This window comes from Hyphomicrobium sp. (assembly GCF_020852195.1).
Taxonomy (GTDB): Bacteria; Pseudomonadota; Alphaproteobacteria; order Rhizobiales; family Hyphomicrobiaceae; genus Hyphomicrobium_C.
Window position 1 is genome coordinate 15,401 of sequence record NZ_JADZBI010000142.1, and the last position, 15,504, is coordinate 30,904.

A 15,504-nucleotide genomic window follows, 5' to 3' on the forward strand; every position below is an offset into this window, starting at 1 on the left:
CCGCGGCGGCGAGGCTTGACCGCGTCAAACATGACGCTACGCTGTGGTGGAATTGCACGCCAAGCGTAACGACAGGATGCGCCTTTTCAACACCGTTTCCACGCCAACTGACGACTGAGGCAAACGATGACGGCCGTCGTCAAACCCGTAGGCGACCCGGTACGCCGGTTTCTAGAGAAGCAGCAGGACAAGTACCTATACCGGCCCCTTTTGTTGTCGGTAGAAACCCTCGCTCTGTGCAATGCTGCATGCAATTTCTGCCCTTATCCAGCGATGGATCGGAAGGGTGATCGGATGAGTGATGAGCTTTTCCGAAAGATCATTGACGACGTCGCAGAAGACCAAGCGGTTCAGCCCGAAATCTTTACCCCCTGCCGAGTGAACGAACCCTTTTTAGACACGAGGATTTATGATTTTTGCAGGTATGTAGCTGACAAACTGCCCCGCACTGGCATTGCTCTATTCACCAATGGGACTGCATTGTCCGAGAAGAATATTTCCCGTTTGGGAGTTCTTCGAAACATGTCCTACTTGAAGGTGTCATTCAATTCCCACGATCGGGAAGAGTACGAGCGGGTAATGAAACTCCCGTATCACAAGACTCTATCCAAGGTGCGATTGCTGCATGATGCCGTTGCCGCCGGGCAAATCAAGTTTAGGGTCATTATGGGACGTGTCAGTGACAACAAAGCTGCGGATCCAGAGTATGTCGAATGGGTGCGCGAGGAATTTCCATTGTTCGAGGGGAAAACTCTTCCGCGTTTTAACTGGACCAGTGGCGTAGGCGGAGCCAGCTTTGAGGTGCCTGACCAGCCCTGCAGCCAGTGGTTCACGCTTCACATCCTGGCCAGCGGTGATGAAGCGTTCTGTAATCTGGATGGCGAGGGACTGTACGGTCGCTCTAACGCTGCGACTACCAACGCACTTGATCTCTACAATCGGCCTGACAAGCTGGAACTGCGAAAATCTTTGATATCTCGGCGCGAAACGGAAGTTGCCATGTGCCGCTCATGTACCCTTGGAGCCGGTTAGCCAACGGTGGCCCCGGATTGTGGGCGACACATTCGCGGGTTGCCTTCTCAACCAATATGGATCAATCGCTTGGGCTAGCAGCCAGTGCGATGTGCTCGCCCAATTTCCGGACGACGATTGCAGAAATGGCTGCGCGGCCGCAGATCTAGCGCTTCGCTTGAAGCAGGCTGCCGGCGGTGATGGCGGCGACCATGGCGGCCACGAAGGCGATCGTGCCCGGCGCGGCGAGCGGAACCGACACCAGCGCCGGCCCGGGGCAGAAGCCAGCAAGTCCCCAGCCGATGCCGAAGACAGCCGCTCCGATCAGCAGCGTACGATCGATCGGCGCATTGGCGGGCGGAACGTGGAACGCGGGATCGGCCAGCGGCGCCGCGCGGCGGCGCACGAGCCAGAACCCCGGCGCCGCTACGCCGATGGCGCCAGCCATGACGAAGGCTAGGCTCGGGTCCCAGGCGCCTGCGACGTCGAGGAAGTTCAGGACCTTCGCGGGGTCGGCCATGCCGGACAGAATAAGGCCCAGGCCGAACACCAGCCCGGCGACCAGCGCACCGATCACGCCCATGGCCAGCCTCCCACGACATGGCGCACGACGTAGACCGTCGCGGCCGCCGTGGTCATGAAGATCGCGGTCGCGGCGATCGAGCGCCACGAGAGGCGCGCGAGGCCACAAACGCCATGTCCGCTCGTGCAGCCACGCGCGGCGAAGACGCCGGCTCCCACGAGCAGGCCCGCGACGATGGCAAGGCTCAGGCTATCGGTGACGGTCTGCTTCACCGCCTCGCCTGTGGCGAGCGTCCACGCGAGCGGCGCGACAAGCAGGCCAACCACGAACGCCGCAGCCTCCAACGGCGCGCTCGCGCCATAGGGCGGAAGCAGGCGGCGCACGATGCCGCTGATGCCGGCGATGCGTCCCGTCACGAGCAGCAGCAGCACGGCGGATGCACCGATCAAGACGCCGCCCGCGAGCGATGCCCAAGGCGTGAATTCGGTAGCGGTCATGAACAGTCCCTGGCGGATGTCGAGGGAACGACGGCGGGCGTTTCCCCGGTCGCCCCTCTACTTGAGAGGTGCCTCGTCGGCTCCAAACTTGTACTTCACGCCAAAGGTGGCTTCAAACTGATACATGCTGATGTCGACGGTGTGGTTCGCAGGCGCCAGCCCCGGAAGATCCGTACCGCGCACGGTTTCCTCGGGAGCGTACAACCCAGCAAGCTCAATCGACCACGCTTTGTCCAGCTTATACTCCAAGCCCGCGGTGATGTGGTGCTGCACCACGGCGGGAGCGAGGATGTTGAACTGAACATCCCGCGACGAGATCGGATTTGTCGCATACGCGTAGCCAGCGCGCAGCGTCAGATCGGGAGATGAGCGCCATTCGACCCCAAACTTCACCACGTCGACGTCGTCCCAACCGAAACCCGGTCCGTTGTCTGCGCCGAGTTGCGCGGGAATGAACAAGTTCGTCGAGGGATTGGCGATGGACGCGATCGATCCGAACCAGATGTGGCGATAGTCGGCGAGCAGCGTGAGGTTCGGCGTCACGTCGACGGCGATACCGGCCTGGATGCTTGCCGGGATATCGAAGTCTCCCTGCTCGGCGAAGAGACCGCGGTACTTGTCGAACTCCTGCGACCAGATCGGCGTGTTGCCGGCGATACCCAGCCTGATGTTGGGTGCCACGGCGACCTCGATGCCGCCGCGCACACCGAAGCCCCATGACACCTCGTGGCCCTTGCCGGTGACGGCATTGGGATCGATGGAGAACCCACCCTGCCTGAACGCGTCGAGCCCTTTCAGCTTGATCTGCTGGCGGGCGAGGATAGGCGCCACACCCACGGAGACGCCAGGCGCGATCGTCTTCGCCAGCGAGACCGACAGCAGGGCCTGCTGGAGATCGACGCCGAGAGGTCCGCCGAAGAAGATGCCCGTTGCCCCGCCTCCGCGCGCGACCGCCGGATAGTCGGTATTCATACCGCCGCTGCCATAGACGGAGACGCCGATCACATCGGCGAACGGATTGGGCGCGAGACGATAGCTCGCCGCGAAGTTCGGGACCGCGAACCAGTTGCTGTCGCTTTCAACGGTACCCACGGGCGTGAACGTGGGACCTATCGCGGGTCCGCCCTCGAACTCGCGACGCGGGCTGAAGGCGGAGACGGCAGCGGTCACCTCGTTTCCGGAATGCACGAGGCCAGCGGGATTGAGCGAGATGGCCGTCGAGTCGCGGCTGTCCGCAACGCCCGCACCGCCGAGCGCCTTATGCCGTGCGCCGTATCCGTGCTGGAAATAGCCTTCGGTTGCCTCGGCTGCAGACGCCATGGACATGGCAGCCAGCACAGCAGCGCCGATCGTCGAAAACGGACGCGATGATATCTCACGCGACATGGTACACCCCCGAGAAAACCCCGAGGGGATGCTAGAGACGGGGCCCTATGCGGCGAACGAAGAAATAGCGGAAAACTTTGCAAGATCAGCGTGGAGGCGCGGCCGACTATATTGGAGCTGCAGCGGGTGGAACCTGCTCATTCAAGTGACGGCGCGCCATCACGTACATGCCGAGCGGGGAACGCTCCAGACGTTCCTCGCTCGCGGCGTCGAATTGCGATGGGACCCGCTCGGTGCGCGTGGCGTGGTGGTGATCATCCCCGCCGCGCCCGCACTGGCCGCAACGCTGTGGGGCGGCGGCGTGTGCGCGCTCGATCGGTTCTCCCGACGGACTGCGTTGGTCGACTTACGGCGCCGGGAAAAGGTCGCTCGTGAAATAGCGCTCGGCGGACGATGGCGCGAAGGTGACGATGGTCTTACCGGCGAACTCGGGGCGCTGCGCGACGGCGAGGGCGGCTGCGATGTTGGCGCCGGTCGAGATGCCGCCGGGGATGCCCTCGAGCTGGGCGATGCGGCGCGAGGTCTCGAAGGCCTTGTCGTTCGACACCGTGAGAACCTCGTCGATCACCGATGTATCGAGCACTGCCGGGACGAAGCCCGCGCCGATGCCCTGGATCTTGTGCGGACCCTTCTGGCCGCCCGAGAGCACGGGGCTCGCCTCCGGCTCGACGGCGAAGATCTTCAGCTCCGGAATGCGCGGCTTCAGAACCCGGCCGACACCCGTGATGGTGCCGCCGGTGCCGACGCCGGCGACGACGGCATCGACCTTGCCGCCGGTGTCCTTCCATATCTCCTCGGCCGTCGTGCGCTCGTGCACGAGCGGGTTGGCGGGATTGTCGAACTGAGCGGGAATGACAGCGTTCGGCAGCTCCTCGGCGAGCTCCTTGGCGCGGGCGATGGCGGCGCCCATGCCGCCGGCTGCCGGCGTCAGCACGAGCTTGGCGCCGAGATGGGCGAGGATCTTGCGGCGCTCGATCGACATCGATTCCGGCATGACGAGGATCAGCTCGTAGCCGCGGGCGGCCGCGACGAAGGCCAGCGCGATGCCGGTGTTGCCGGAGGTGGGCTCGATCAGTACCGACTTGCCGGACTCGATCTTGCCCTGCTGCTCGAGGCTATCGATCAGCGAGACGCCGATGCGGTCCTTGACCGAAGACAGCGGATTGAAGAACTCGAGCTTGAGGAGAATGCGTGCCCCGCCGTCCTCGGCCTGCAGGCGGTTCAGCGCGACGAGCGGCGTGTGGCCAATGGTCTCGGTGATGTTCTCGTAGACCCGGCCGCGCCCCCACGAGGTGATGGCGGCAAGCGTCTTGATGTCCAGAATCTCGTTCATGGCACGGGTAGCTCCGAATTTTGCGTGGCGTTAGCTCGATTCACGAGGCTAAGCGCCGGGCAGTGGAGCCCTAACGAAGAAAAACAGAAATGCTTATTCACCCCCGCGCGCCTAGATCCGGCTGCGCCTTGGGCGGCCGGAACAAACGATTCCTTCGGCGTCGTCAGGGTGAAAGGTGGGGACGCGAAAGGCCCTCGGATTGCCGTTTTCCCTCCGTGGGAGCGGCATCGAGGAAATCGCGGACAAAGGTCTCGAGCGCCGTCCAGTCCGTGCACTCGTAGTCGACGTTCAGGTCGTGGGCGACGCCCCTTTGCATGATGATGTGCTTCATGACCTGGCGCTCGAAATAGTCGTAGCCCGACAAGCGAACGGCGCCGCCCAGCAGGAGGGTCATGGTCGGGCTCCAGTGCGTCGCCTCGACAAACCGATCGACGTAGTGCTGGGCCTCTTCCCTGCCGTCGTCCATGGCGGCCGACAGGCTAACGGATATGAATGCGGTGGGCTTGCGGCCGAGCTCGGCTGCTTGCGCGCTCACGAAGTCGGTCGCGCTTTCCTGATGATAGCCCTGGTGGACGGAGGCGGCGCAGATCACGGCGTCGAAGGAGCCTATGGGCGGCGGCGCCTGGTCCGAGCTCATGTGGTGAACAAGGATCTCATGGCCCGCAGCGCGCACGATCGACGCGACACGGTCGGCAACCTTCTTTGTCTGCCCTTCGGTCGAGGAATAGAGAAGCAAGATGTTCATGGCGGGCCACATCCCTTGCGCTGCGTCCATTCGGCCGGCAAGAGGCTAGCCACGACCGCGGCGGGGGACGTTGACGCAGATCAAGGGTGCGCCCTCATGCCGCCACGTTCCCAAGGGGCTCGGACGGGCGGCTCATCGTTGGTGCGGACGGAGGGAGTCGAACCCTCACGACGTTGCCGTCTCAGGATTTTAAGTCCTGTGTGTCTACCAGTTCCACCACGTCCGCGAGGTCGATTGCCCGGATGTACGCCCCGGGCGGGCCTTTATGCGCTGGAGCCGCCGGCAGCTCAAGGTGCCCTCGGCTCAGGCCCGCGCCCCTTCCTCCTGCTGCAAGCGCGGCGTGCCGTGCCGGATCGCGGCGCGCAGCAGGATGTAGAGCGTCAGCCCGTTCAAGATGTGCCACATGAAGTGGCTGCCCCTTAAGTGCCCGCCGAGGCGAGACAGCTCGCACAGCTCCATGTCGAGGGTGCGGAAGGTCATCGACGCCAGGAAGACGACGGCGGCAAGCCCGATCGCACGGCCCGCCGGATGCCGTGCAAGGACTACGGCGGAGCCCAGAAGGGCCAGGAAGGCCGGCGCATAGGTCACCGTGCCGTTCAGGCAGCGCGCGCCGGAGCGCGCCGTGATCGGAAGCAGCTCGCCGTAGCTGCATTGGATCGTGCCCGCATACCTGATGGCGGCGTAGAAGGCCGCGACGCCCAGCACCACGGAGATCCAGTTGAGGCCGAGAAAGCGGCGCAGCAGGAAGGCGAAGTAGGCGAGCATGAACAGCGCGATCGGGATGGTGTCGGCGAGTGCCGCCCATCGCGTGGCAAAGGTGTGGAACAGGAAGCTGCCGATACCGATGACGAAGGTCAGCGCGACCAGCGCCAGCGCCGCCGGAGTGCGGCGCTCGGGCGAGGTCGCTGCATAGTCGCGCGCCGCCACCAGAGCGGCGATGAGGAATGCCGCGTTGGAGACGGCGTTGAGCGGCTCGGCCCAGAACGAAGGGTCCTGGCCGCGCTCGCAATAGATGAAGATCTTCTGGCCGAGGCTCATGGGCGCATCCCGCTTCGCAGATGGCGTGACGGCTCAGTTCTCGGCACGCCGGTCGGGGTGAGAGGACGCGGGCGGCGCGGGCGCCATGCCGGCAGCCTTCTGCATCAGGGTGCGCAGCTCGGCCGGATCATCGAGGTCGATGGTATGGGGATACTCCGGGTCCTTGCCCGCGACATCCTTCATCACCTCACCTTCGGTCGTGTAGAAGATCGTGCGCGGGACATAGGTGCCGTCGGGCGAAAAGGCGCCGTTGGCGCCGGGGTCCGAATCGACGTCGACTAGGATCATGACGAAGCTCTTCGAGGCAGCGACGACGCCCGGATCCTTCCAGACCGTGCGGTAGCGCCTGCAGGAGCCGCACCAGGAGGCGTGAAAGAGCATCACGACAGGTTTGCCGGTGCGGGTCGCCTCGCGGATGCCGGGACCGATCTCGCGCCAGGCGATCTCGGCACCGTTCCACAGCTCCGCCATCCCAGGCTGGCGGGCCGAGGACGGATGCGGCGCCGCCATACCGAGACCGAGCGCGGCCAGGGCCAGCACCGCACACCAGGTAAACGGTCGCGAGGCAAAACGGGCTATTTTCGGAATCATGGGTGGTGGGCTCCCGGGTTGGACCCGATCTTTTCCCGCTTCTCGACCGCCAATGCAAGGCGAGGCGCGCGTTTGCACGCTCCATGCGTGCCATGGCGAGGCATCGCATTACTCGCAATTAACCCGGATGTTGCGCGGTTTTCTTAAGGATCGGTGGGCTAGCCTGATGGGCAAGCGTTGTAGCTGCCCGGACATAGTCCCGCCGTGCCCAACTCACGAATCTACAGGTCTGCGAGGCCCGCCCTTGCCACTGGTGCGCCCCGCACAGGCCAGCCGTTGCGCGTGCTGGCGATCGGCAGCCTGCTGACCGTCCTCTCCGCCGCGCTGCTTGTAACGGGTGGCGTGTGGTGGTCGACGACGAGAGCCGACCAGGCCGCTAAGGACCGGCAGTTCCAGACCGTCTCCTACGCGCTCACGACGAGCGCCGAGAAGATCTCCTACGATCAGGAAAGCGTCGCCTACTGGGACGAGGCCGTGATCAACACGCGCAACGCGTTCGACGAGAAATGGGTCGACGTCAACCTCGGCGTCTGGATGTACGACTACTTCAAGCACGATCGCGTCGCCGTTCTTGATGCGAACGACAATGTTCTCTACGCCATGGCCGACGGCAAGCAGACGACCGTCGGCGACCGCGCGCCGAACGCAGCCGTCGCCAGCCTCGCAGCCCAGTTGCGGCAGCGCATCGCGACCGGCGCGCTCGACAATTACGAGGCCGGCAAAACACGCATTCCCCGGGTCGATGACGTCGGCTTCGTGGATGGGAGGCCGGCGGCCATCAGCGTCATGGTGCTGGTCCCCCATTCAAACGCCGTCGTTCAGGCGCGCGGAACCGAATGCCTGATCGCAAGCGTGCGCTTTCTCGACAGCAGCTTCCTCACGGATCTCGCCAACGCTCATTTCCTCGACAGCGTGCGCTTCTCGGGCTCGGGCGACATCGCACCCGACGAGCAATCCTATCCGTTGACAACCAAAGGGGGCGAGGTCCTCGGCAGCTTCGTCTGGACACCGAAGCTCGCCGGCGCGCGCATCCTGTCAGAGGTGCTTCCTGTGCTGGCGGCGGGACTCGTCGTGATCTCGCTTGCGATCGCGTTCCTGATCCGGCAGCTCAGGCAGACCTATACCGAGCTCGTGACCAGCGAAGCGCATGCCACGCACCTCGCGCTCCACGATACGCTCACAGGACTGCCGAACCGCGCCTTCCTCAACGAGCGGCTCGACGACGCGCTGAACGACGTCCGCCAAGGCCGGGGGCAGCTCGCGCTCGTGTTCCTTGACCTCGACCGCTTCAAGCAGGTCAACGATTCGCTCGGTCATGCCGCCGGAGACGCGCTCATCTGCGAGCTTGCGGGACACCTGACCGCCACCCTCAAGGCGGGCAACGTGCTGGCGCGCATGGGCGGCGACGAGTTCGCGATCGTCATGCGCGACATCAAGGGGCGGGTCGAGGTGGAGGCGCTGTGCCGCGATATCGTGGCCGTGGTGTCGCGGCCGTTCGACGTGCTCGGCGGCCAGGCCATGGTCGGCATCAGCATCGGCGTCGCCATCGCGCCCACGGCAGGGCTCGACCGCAGCGAGCTTGCGCGCAAGGCCGATATCGCCCTCTACCAGGCCAAGCGGAGCGGTGGCCAGCATTTCGAGTTCTTCACCGAGGACATGAGCCATACGGTGCAGCAGCGCCGGGATCTCGAGATCGACCTGCGCCGGGCGCTGGAGACGGGCAACGAGCTCGAGGTGGTGTTTCAGCCGATCTGTGCGGCGCGGGATCTCGAACTCTCAGGCGTGGAGGCGCTGTTGCGCTGGACCCATCCCCGCATCGGCGCTGTCTCGCCCTACACCTTCATCGGACTTGCCGAGGACTGCGGCGTGATCGACCAGCTCGGAGATCTGGTGCTGCGACGCGCCTGCGCGGTCGCGGGCGCGTGGGCGGTAGACACGGTCTCGGTCAACGTGTCTGCGATCCAGCTCAGGCAGAACGATTTCGCCGAGCGCGTGCTGGCTCTGCTCGACGAAACAGGCATGCCGCCGACGAGCCTCGATATCGAGATCACGGAAAGCACGCTCATCGGCGGATCGGAAGCCTCCGGGCGCAACCTCAAGGCTCTCAGGGCGGCCGGGGTGAAGATCTCGCTCGACGACTTCGGCACCGGATACTCCTCGCTCAGCTACCTCATGAAGCTCGAGGTGGACCGGATCAAGATCGACCGCTCCTTCGTCCGGCATCTCGGGGAATCGGCACAATCGGAGTCCATCGTGCAGGCGATCGTGACCATGGCGCACGCCGTCGGCGTGACCGTGACTGCGGAAGGCGTTGAAACACGGGAGCAGCAGGACTTCCTCGTCGATATCGGCTGCAACCATCTGCAGGGCTACCTGCTCTCGCCGCCCCTTTCCGCGCTCAGAATGGTCGAGTTCATCGCCGGCAACGGCGTCCCCTGCGCCGCCAGCTCCAGCGACACGGCAGCAGCCTGAGCGCCGCTATTTCGCGCAATCGACAGCGATAGTCGTCTCGGCGGCCGGGATGAAGCGTCGGCATTCCGAGGCGCTTGCCGGCACCGGCGGAGCGGGTGCCGTCGCAGCGACGTGCGCCGGAGCGGGAGCCGAGCCGGTCAAGGCTTCCAATCGCGCACGCGCCGTCTCCTGCGCCACGTAGGCATCGAGGGACTTCGACGAGATCTGGCGCGCGCGGCGGTAGCTCGCGGCCGCCGCGTCGCTCTCGCCTTTCCGCTCCTGGATCTCGCCTTTCAACGCGTGCGCCTCCGGCAGCCTCTCCTTCAGTTGCAGCGTCTTGTCTATGGATGTGGCGGCCGCGGCGAGATCGTCGACGCGGAAGGCGACCAGTGCATGGGCATAGTGGGCGACTGCGTCGTCAGGATGGGCGGCGACCGCCTTCTCGGCCTCGCTCAGCGCCGGGAGAGCTTCGCCGAGATCGGACAGAACGATGGCGCGCTGCGCGGTGATCCTCGCGTTGTCGGGATCCAAAGCGCCGGCGCGCTGCAGCTCCGAGAACGCGACGTCGAGCTCGCCGCGATGGCGGAAGATACGCGCCCGATTGAGATGGGCCTCGACGCTCTTGCCCTTTTTCTCGAGATAGAGGTCGAGGTCGGCGCGGGATTGATCGCGCACGCCGCGAACGTGCTGGATGATAGCGCGGCTCAAGTAGGTGTCGGCGTAGCCGGGGTTGTATTGCACGGACTTGTCGAAATCAGCCAGCGCCTCGTCATGGGCGCCCTGGTGGAAGTGCGCCCAGCCGCGATTGTAGTGGCCGATATAAAACTGGTTGCGCGGCAGCCGTCCGCTGTTCATGACACGCGAGCAGGCGCCGGCGCTCGCCTTACGGTCCGCGGCCGTGCAGTCGGCAAGGTCCTGCTTCATGCCGGCAAAGGCCGGCTGCGCGAGCACGCCCGTTGCCACCATCAGGCTCAGATACAGGCTCGAAGCACGGGCTGATCGCAGCATGGTTCGCTCCCTTCGCGCGGCGAGCCAAACGGCTCCACCGACGTATCCTTGGTCCAAGGGGTGAGCATGGCGGCCGGCGTACGACGCGGCAGTTCCAGCAGGAACAGAAAAGCCTCGCCGGCGGCGGCCTGCCGCCAGCGAGGCTGCGAACATGTGATTGGCAGATCAGCTCCGCGCGAACTCAAGGAGGTCGGCGTTGAGCTGGTCCTTGTGCGTGTCGGTGATGCCGTGCGGCGCACCGGGGTAGACCTTCAGCACCGCGTGCTTGACGATCTTCGCAGACGCCAACCCCGCGGCGCCGATGGGCACGATCTGGTCGTCGTCGCCGTGCACGATCAGCGTAGGGCGGTCGAATTTCTTCAGGTCCTCGCGGAAGTCGGTCTCCGAGAACGCCTTGATGCTGTCATAGGTGTTCTTGTGGCCACCCTGCATGCCTTGGCGCCAGAAGCTGTCGATCGCGCCCTGGGAGACCTTGGCACCGGGCCGGTTGAAGCCGAAGAACGGACCCGAGGCGATGTCCTTGTAGAGCTGCGAGCGGTCGGCGATGGAGCCGGCGCGGAGGCCGTCGAACACCTCGATCGGGAGGCCGTCGGGATTGTCCGCCGTCTTGAGCATGAGAGGCGGCACGGCGGAGACCAGCGCCACCTTGGCGATGCGGGACGTGCCGTGGCGGCCGATGTAGCGGGTCACCTCGCCACCGCCGGTGGAGAAGCCGATCAGGATGACGTCGCGAAGGTCCAGCTTCTCGATGAGCTGAGCTAGGTCGTCGGCGTAGTGATCCATGTCGTTGCCGTCCCACGGCTGGCTCGAGCGGCCGTGGCCGCGCCGGTCATGGGCGATGACGCGGAAGCCGTTGTTCGCGAGGTGCAGTGCCTGGGATTCCCAGCTATCCGCCGTAAGCGGCCAGCCGTGGCTGAACACCACCGGCTGCCCCTTGCCCCAGTCCTTGTAATAGATCTCAACGCCGTCTCTCGTCTTGAACGTGGTCATGTATCTTCTCCTTCAGGCTGCGGGCGGCCGGTTCGGTCCGCTTTCTAATATCGCACGATTTAATCGCGTGCGATCTATCTATTCTCCTCCGATCCGCTTGTCAAGCGCTTGCGATTAAATCGTGCGCGATTTATATGTGCCGCATGCTGGAACGAAACTCCGACGGAAGGAATCCGGCCATGTCCGCGGACTGCCTGAAGCTCGATAACGCCTTGTGTTTCGCCATCTATTCGGCGAACCACGCCATCACGCGCGCCTACAAGCCGCTGCTCGATAAGCATGGCCTCACCTATCCGCAGTATCTCGTCATGATCGTGCTGTGGGACCGTGACGGCCAGACCGTGGGCGGCATCGGCGACGAGCTGTTCCTCGAATCCAGCACCCTGACGCCGCTCCTGAAGCGGCTGGAGGCCGCGGGCTACGTGCGGCGCGAACGCGACCCCAAGGACGAGCGACAGGTCGTGGTGTTCCTGACCCAGAAAGGCCAGGAGCTGCGCAAAAGGCTCGCCGAGGTGCCCCGGCAGATGCTGAAGGCGTTCGGGTGCGGGAGCGCGGGCATGGAAAAGCTGCGGGCGGAGATCAACGCCGTGCGCGACAACGTCTCGAAGGCCGCGCCCCACCTAGCATCCTCGTAAAGATTCCCCACCTGCCCCTTGACGAGGGATCCACTCTGTCCCAAGTATGTTAATGTGATAAACATTCACATGAGGGCTGATGCATGCACGACATGGTTCTGAAGCTCGACGAGTTGGGCCGGCCGGCGTGGCTCGGCCTCATGGTGGTGAGCTTTATTCTGTTCTGGCCGCTGGGACTCGCGATCCTGGCCTTTCTTCTCTGGAGTGGACGCATGGGACGAGGATGGGGTTGCAGCTACGGTGACCGCGCGCGCTGGCAGCAGCGGTTCGCGGACAAATGGGAACGGCGCGGCGGCGGCGACGCCTGGCGTGGACGGGCCGGCTTCCCGCCCTCCGGCAACCGCGCATTCGACGAGTATCGCGAGGAGACGCTGAAGCGGCTTGAGGACGAGCAGCGCGAGTTCCGCGATTTCCTGGAGCGCCTGCGCCTGGCCAAGGACCGCTCCGAGTTCGACCAGTTCATGGCCGAGCGGAAGAACCGGCCCGCGGGTCCGACGCCCGACGACAGCGAGGGTGACCGTCCGGAGGGAAGCTCACCCCCGCAACAGACCTGACACGTGCAGGGCTTCAAAACACGCCAGGCCGGGCCGCAAGGACCGGCCTTTTTCGCGTGCCTGACCTTTAACAGTCACGAAACAATATTTCTGCTGAGTAGCCCGGCAATTCTTGGCCCCCCGTAACGGTTTTCTCATCAGGCTGCCGATAGGTTGGGACACCAATCGTTGGGGCCACTCCGTCTGGAGACTGCTCGATGCTCGTGCGCCGCGGGGTCGCCGGCTGCATCCTCGCCTCTGTTGCTGCGTTCGTTCTCGCGCTGACTGCGATTGGCGGCGACGACCTCGATGTCGTGCGCGCCGTTGCCCCCTACGCTCTTCTCAGCCTCGCCGCCGTCGCCTTTCTCGCGGGAGAAGCCTTGCCCGCCAAGCTGCGGGCGTGCTGCCGGACCGCAAAGCGCGCCGCCGATGCCGGGACGGCCCGGCCGCCGACGACGACGGACGACCTCGTCGGCATGCTCGACGATACGCTCAAGCTCGCCCGCCCTGCGCCTGCCGTCGCGCAGCTCGAGCCCGTCAATGTCACCGAGCTCCTCAAGGATCTCGCCGCGCGGCCCGACGGCGCGCGGCTGAAGCTGGACGCGAGGCCAAGAGACATCCAAACGCTCGCCAGCCGGCCGGCTCTCTCCCGCGCGCTCGAGATCCTGGTCGACAACGCGCTCGCCAACGGCACGTGGGCGTCGGTGTCGTGCGATCACGGCACGTCCGCGCTGGTCGTCCATGTCGATGACGACGGGCCGGGTGTTCCGCGCAGCGCGCGGCCGGACGTGTTTGCGTGGCAGTACTACATGAGCACGCCACCCTCGATGCAGATCGGATGCCGGGTCGAGCTTGTGATCGCGCGGCAGATCGTGCGTTCGCACGGCGGGGATATTCTCGTCGGCCCCTCCCCTCTTGGCGGGGCGCGCTTCACGGCAAGGCTGCCGCTCATGGGCGCGCACGAGACCGTGCTCGCACAGGCGTCGTAGAGGCGCACCTGACAGAAACGACGGTCGGGTTTCCCACCTTCGGCCCCTCCCAAAAGGAGAGGGGGGGAATGCCTAGCGGAATGCCTTGTCGAGGTTCACAGCCCGATCGAGGCCCTTGACGGTCTCCAGGCCCTTGACGCCGGAGAGGTTGGCGCCGTCGAAGTCCGCCCCCGTCACGTCGGCGCCCGCGAGATTGGCGCCAGAGAAATCGACCTTCGACAGATCCGCCTCGATCAGCCGGGCGCCGGTCAGGTCCGCGCCGACGAGGCTCGAGAACATGAGCACGCTGCGGGTGAGGTCGGCATGGCGCAGAGTGGCGCCCGAGAAGTCGCACGACTTCAGAACGTTGCGCGCGAGCGTGACGAGCGTGCCCTGTCCGGGCCGCGCCTCGAGCGGGCTGAAATCCGCGTACGTGAGGTCGGCGCCGCGGAAATCCGCGCCCGAGAGGTCCGCCTGCACGCGGATGCCGGTGAGGTTCGCGCCCGCGAAGCGCGGTGCATCGGCGTGGTTGTTCTGCATGTCCGCATAGACGGTCGGACGGAAGATGGTGGCGCCGCGCAGGTTGGCGCCGGAGAGATCGGTGCGGATCAGAACGGCGCGGTCGAGGCGTGAATCGGACATGTCGACGCCCTTGAGATCGGAGCCCGTGAAATCGACGCCGTAGAGATCCGTGCGCGCGAGCCGCGCCTGCTTGAAGTCGAGACCCGAGAGATCGAGGTAGGTCAGGTCGCGGCCCGCATAGTCCAGGCGCTCGCCGGGCTTGGCCTTGAAAAGCTGCTGGGTGATCTCGCGTACCGTGAAGTCGGCCGTGGGCGAGACGTTCTCGTCGGCCGCGCGCGCGGCCTGTGCGCCGAGCGCGAGCGCCACCGCGCATGCCAGTCCCTGCCGCAGACGAACAGCCGCCATGATCTTGTTCAATCTCCGCCGCAGCCCGCCAGCCGCGACTCTTGCCAGACTGGATGATTCCCCAAGCGGAGGCGGGACTGCAAGCGCCGTGACCGAAATCCAGGGCGCCGGACGCCGTAATACGTTCTCTTTCTGCCGTACGTTGCGACCGCAGCCCGTCCGCTCTTTTCGCGTACCTGTGTTGGAGTAACATTACGCGGCGCGGCGCGATGCGGCCGCTGCCATGTCGCCAAAAAATAGGGAGGACCCCGGATGCCCTTCTTCTTCCGCCGCGCTCGCCTGGCGTCGCTGCGCTTCGTCGGCGGGCTGGCCGTCGTTGCCGCTTTCCTTGCGGCCGCGATACCCGGCCGCGTGGCCGCGCGCCAGCTCGACGTGCCGTTCTTTACGACTCCGCAGGCCGTCGTCGACAAGATGCTCGAGATGGCCGAGATCAAGGGCGACGACGTGCTGCTCGACCTCGGATCGGGAGACGGCCGCATCCCCATAACGGCCGCAAAGCGATACGGCATCCAGGCCCAGGGCGTGGACCTGGATCCGCAGCGCGTCATCGAAGCCAACGAGAACGCGAAGCGCGAGAAGGTCGCAGACAAGGTCACGTTCCAGAAGCAGGACCTGTTCGAGACGGACCTCAGCCAAGCGACCGTAATCACCATGTATCTGCTGGGATCGATCAACTTGAAGCTCAGGCCGGCGCTGATGCGTCTCAAGCCCGGCACGCGCATCGTGTCGCACAGCTTCAACATGGGAAGCTGGGAGCCGGACAGGTCGGAGCGCGTCGATGGCCGCACGGTCTATCTCTGGATCGTGCGCAAGGACACGCATCGGGAGGTGCTGGCGGACTAGGCTGTTCCCGCTTCCGAGTGAGGGG

16 protein-coding genes and 1 tRNA gene are annotated in these 15,504 nt (G+C 65.1%); 6 read left to right on the plus strand and 11 right to left on the minus strand.

Annotated features, from left to right (window positions below; all coding sequences use genetic code 11):
* Positions 1-126 precede the first annotated feature (126 nt).
* Positions 127-1,032 carry a radical SAM protein gene (locus tag IT540_RS11905; protein WP_291177781.1) on the plus strand — a complete coding sequence of 302 codons (906 nt, stop codon included), beginning with the start codon at positions 127-129 and terminating at the stop codon, positions 1,030-1,032.
* Positions 1,033-1,177: 145 nt separating this feature from the next.
* Here the strand turns inward: IT540_RS11905 and IT540_RS11910 are convergent, their stop codons facing one another.
* From IT540_RS11910 to IT540_RS11945, 8 genes are all read right to left on the minus strand, one after another.
* Positions 1,178-1,594: a DUF6691 family protein gene (locus tag IT540_RS11910; RefSeq protein WP_291177783.1), complete on the minus strand. Its 417-nt coding sequence runs from the start codon at positions 1,592-1,594 to the stop codon at positions 1,178-1,180.
* The gene (locus tag IT540_RS11915; RefSeq protein ID WP_291177786.1) at positions 1,585-2,031 is read right to left on the minus strand and encodes a YeeE/YedE thiosulfate transporter family protein; all 447 of its coding nucleotides are present in this window, start codon (positions 2,029-2,031) and stop codon (positions 1,585-1,587) included. The genes IT540_RS11910 and IT540_RS11915 overlap by 10 nt, the downstream gene beginning before the upstream one ends.
* A 57-nt stretch (positions 2,032-2,088) precedes the next feature.
* Positions 2,089-3,417: an outer membrane protein transport protein gene (locus IT540_RS11920; RefSeq protein WP_291177789.1), complete on the minus strand. Its 1,329-nt coding sequence runs from the start codon at positions 3,415-3,417 to the stop codon at positions 2,089-2,091.
* A 346-nt stretch (positions 3,418-3,763) separates the two neighbouring features.
* Positions 3,764-4,750, minus strand: a complete 987-nt coding sequence (gene cysK, locus IT540_RS11925; protein ID WP_291177792.1) for a cysteine synthase A — start codon at positions 4,748-4,750, stop codon at positions 3,764-3,766.
* A 163-nt stretch (positions 4,751-4,913) separates the two neighbouring features.
* Positions 4,914-5,495: a flavodoxin domain-containing protein gene (locus tag IT540_RS11930; RefSeq protein WP_291177795.1), complete on the minus strand. Its 582-nt coding sequence runs from the start codon at positions 5,493-5,495 to the stop codon at positions 4,914-4,916.
* Between the two features lie 139 nt (positions 5,496-5,634).
* Positions 5,635-5,721 (minus strand) — tRNA-Leu (locus IT540_RS11935).
* A 77-nt stretch (positions 5,722-5,798) separates the two neighbouring features.
* Entirely contained in the window at positions 5,799-6,533 is a 735-nt protein-coding gene (locus IT540_RS11940; protein ID WP_291177798.1) for a ceramidase domain-containing protein, read from the minus strand.
* A gap of 33 nt (positions 6,534-6,566) precedes the next feature.
* Positions 6,567-7,124 (minus strand): thioredoxin family protein, encoded by a 558-nt coding sequence (locus tag IT540_RS11945; RefSeq protein ID WP_291177801.1) that lies wholly within the window; start codon positions 7,122-7,124, stop codon positions 6,567-6,569.
* 204 nt (positions 7,125-7,328) lie between these two features.
* On the opposite strand from IT540_RS11945, the gene IT540_RS11950 reads away from it, so the two are divergent.
* Positions 7,329-9,596: an EAL domain-containing protein gene (locus tag IT540_RS11950; protein WP_291177804.1), complete on the plus strand. Its 2,268-nt coding sequence runs from the start codon at positions 7,329-7,331 to the stop codon at positions 9,594-9,596.
* Positions 9,597-9,602: 6 nt separating this feature from the next.
* Here IT540_RS11950 and IT540_RS11955 read toward each other — a convergent pair whose 3' ends face one another.
* Together IT540_RS11955 and IT540_RS11960 are read right to left on the minus strand one after the other, a co-directional pair.
* Positions 9,603-10,583: a tetratricopeptide repeat protein gene (locus tag IT540_RS11955; protein ID WP_291177806.1), complete on the minus strand. Its 981-nt coding sequence runs from the start codon at positions 10,581-10,583 to the stop codon at positions 9,603-9,605.
* 165 nt (positions 10,584-10,748) lie between these two features.
* Positions 10,749-11,573, minus strand: coding sequence for an alpha/beta hydrolase (locus IT540_RS11960; protein WP_291177810.1), 825 nt, complete (start codon positions 11,571-11,573; stop codon positions 10,749-10,751).
* Between the two features lie 179 nt (positions 11,574-11,752).
* Between IT540_RS11960 and IT540_RS11965 the strand changes: the two genes are divergently transcribed.
* The 3 genes from IT540_RS11965 to IT540_RS11975 all read left to right on the plus strand — a co-directional run bounded on the left by IT540_RS11965 (position 11,753) and on the right by IT540_RS11975 (position 13,730).
* The gene (locus tag IT540_RS11965; protein WP_291177817.1) at positions 11,753-12,208 is read left to right on the plus strand and encodes a MarR family transcriptional regulator; all 456 of its coding nucleotides are present in this window, start codon (positions 11,753-11,755) and stop codon (positions 12,206-12,208) included.
* An 83-nt stretch (positions 12,209-12,291) separates the two neighbouring features.
* Entirely contained in the window at positions 12,292-12,762 is a 471-nt protein-coding gene (locus IT540_RS11970; protein ID WP_291177821.1) for a DUF2852 domain-containing protein, read from the plus strand.
* A 197-nt stretch (positions 12,763-12,959) separates the two neighbouring features.
* A complete protein-coding gene (locus IT540_RS11975) occupies positions 12,960-13,730 on the plus strand; it encodes a HAMP domain-containing sensor histidine kinase (protein ID WP_291177824.1) in 771 nt (256 codons plus the stop codon).
* 72 nt (positions 13,731-13,802) lie between these two features.
* Here IT540_RS11975 and IT540_RS11980 read toward each other — a convergent pair whose 3' ends face one another.
* On the minus strand, positions 13,803-14,636 hold the full coding sequence (locus tag IT540_RS11980; RefSeq protein ID WP_291177828.1) for a pentapeptide repeat-containing protein: 834 nt from the start codon (positions 14,634-14,636) through the stop codon (positions 13,803-13,805).
* Positions 14,637-14,888: 252 nt separating this feature from the next.
* On the opposite strand from IT540_RS11980, the gene IT540_RS11985 reads away from it, so the two are divergent.
* On the plus strand, positions 14,889-15,479 hold the full coding sequence (locus tag IT540_RS11985) for a class I SAM-dependent methyltransferase (RefSeq protein WP_291177831.1): 591 nt from the start codon (positions 14,889-14,891) through the stop codon (positions 15,477-15,479).
* Positions 15,480-15,504: the final 25 nt, after the last annotated feature.

Bases quoted from the DNA above. Each gene is read 5' to 3' on its own strand.
- IT540_RS11905 (WP_291177781.1), top strand. From the start codon at position 127: ATGACGGCCGTCGTCAAACCCGTAGGCGACCCGGTACGCCGGTTTCTA.
- IT540_RS11910 (WP_291177783.1), bottom strand. From the start codon at position 1,594: ATGGGCGTGATCGGTGCGCTGGTCGCCGGGCTGGTGTTCGGCCTGGGC.
- IT540_RS11915 (WP_291177786.1), bottom strand. From the start codon at position 2,031: ATGACCGCTACCGAATTCACGCCTTGGGCATCGCTCGCGGGCGGCGTC.
- IT540_RS11920 (WP_291177789.1), bottom strand. From the start codon at position 3,417: ATGTCGCGTGAGATATCATCGCGTCCGTTTTCGACGATCGGCGCTGCT.
- cysK (WP_291177792.1), bottom strand. From the start codon at position 4,750: ATGAACGAGATTCTGGACATCAAGACGCTTGCCGCCATCACCTCGTGG.
- IT540_RS11930 (WP_291177795.1), bottom strand. From the start codon at position 5,495: ATGAACATCTTGCTTCTCTATTCCTCGACCGAAGGGCAGACAAAGAAG.
- IT540_RS11940 (WP_291177798.1), bottom strand. From the start codon at position 6,533: ATGAGCCTCGGCCAGAAGATCTTCATCTATTGCGAGCGCGGCCAGGAC.
- IT540_RS11945 (WP_291177801.1), bottom strand. From the start codon at position 7,124: ATGATTCCGAAAATAGCCCGTTTTGCCTCGCGACCGTTTACCTGGTGT.
- IT540_RS11955 (WP_291177806.1), bottom strand. From the start codon at position 10,583: ATGCTGCGATCAGCCCGTGCTTCGAGCCTGTATCTGAGCCTGATGGTG.
- IT540_RS11960 (WP_291177810.1), bottom strand. From the start codon at position 11,573: ATGACCACGTTCAAGACGAGAGACGGCGTTGAGATCTATTACAAGGAC.
- IT540_RS11965 (WP_291177817.1), top strand. From the start codon at position 11,753: ATGTCCGCGGACTGCCTGAAGCTCGATAACGCCTTGTGTTTCGCCATC.
- IT540_RS11970 (WP_291177821.1), top strand. From the start codon at position 12,292: ATGCACGACATGGTTCTGAAGCTCGACGAGTTGGGCCGGCCGGCGTGG.
- IT540_RS11975 (WP_291177824.1), top strand. From the start codon at position 12,960: ATGCTCGTGCGCCGCGGGGTCGCCGGCTGCATCCTCGCCTCTGTTGCT.
- IT540_RS11980 (WP_291177828.1), bottom strand. From the start codon at position 14,636: ATGGCGGCTGTTCGTCTGCGGCAGGGACTGGCATGCGCGGTGGCGCTC.
- IT540_RS11985 (WP_291177831.1), top strand. From the start codon at position 14,889: ATGCCCTTCTTCTTCCGCCGCGCTCGCCTGGCGTCGCTGCGCTTCGTC.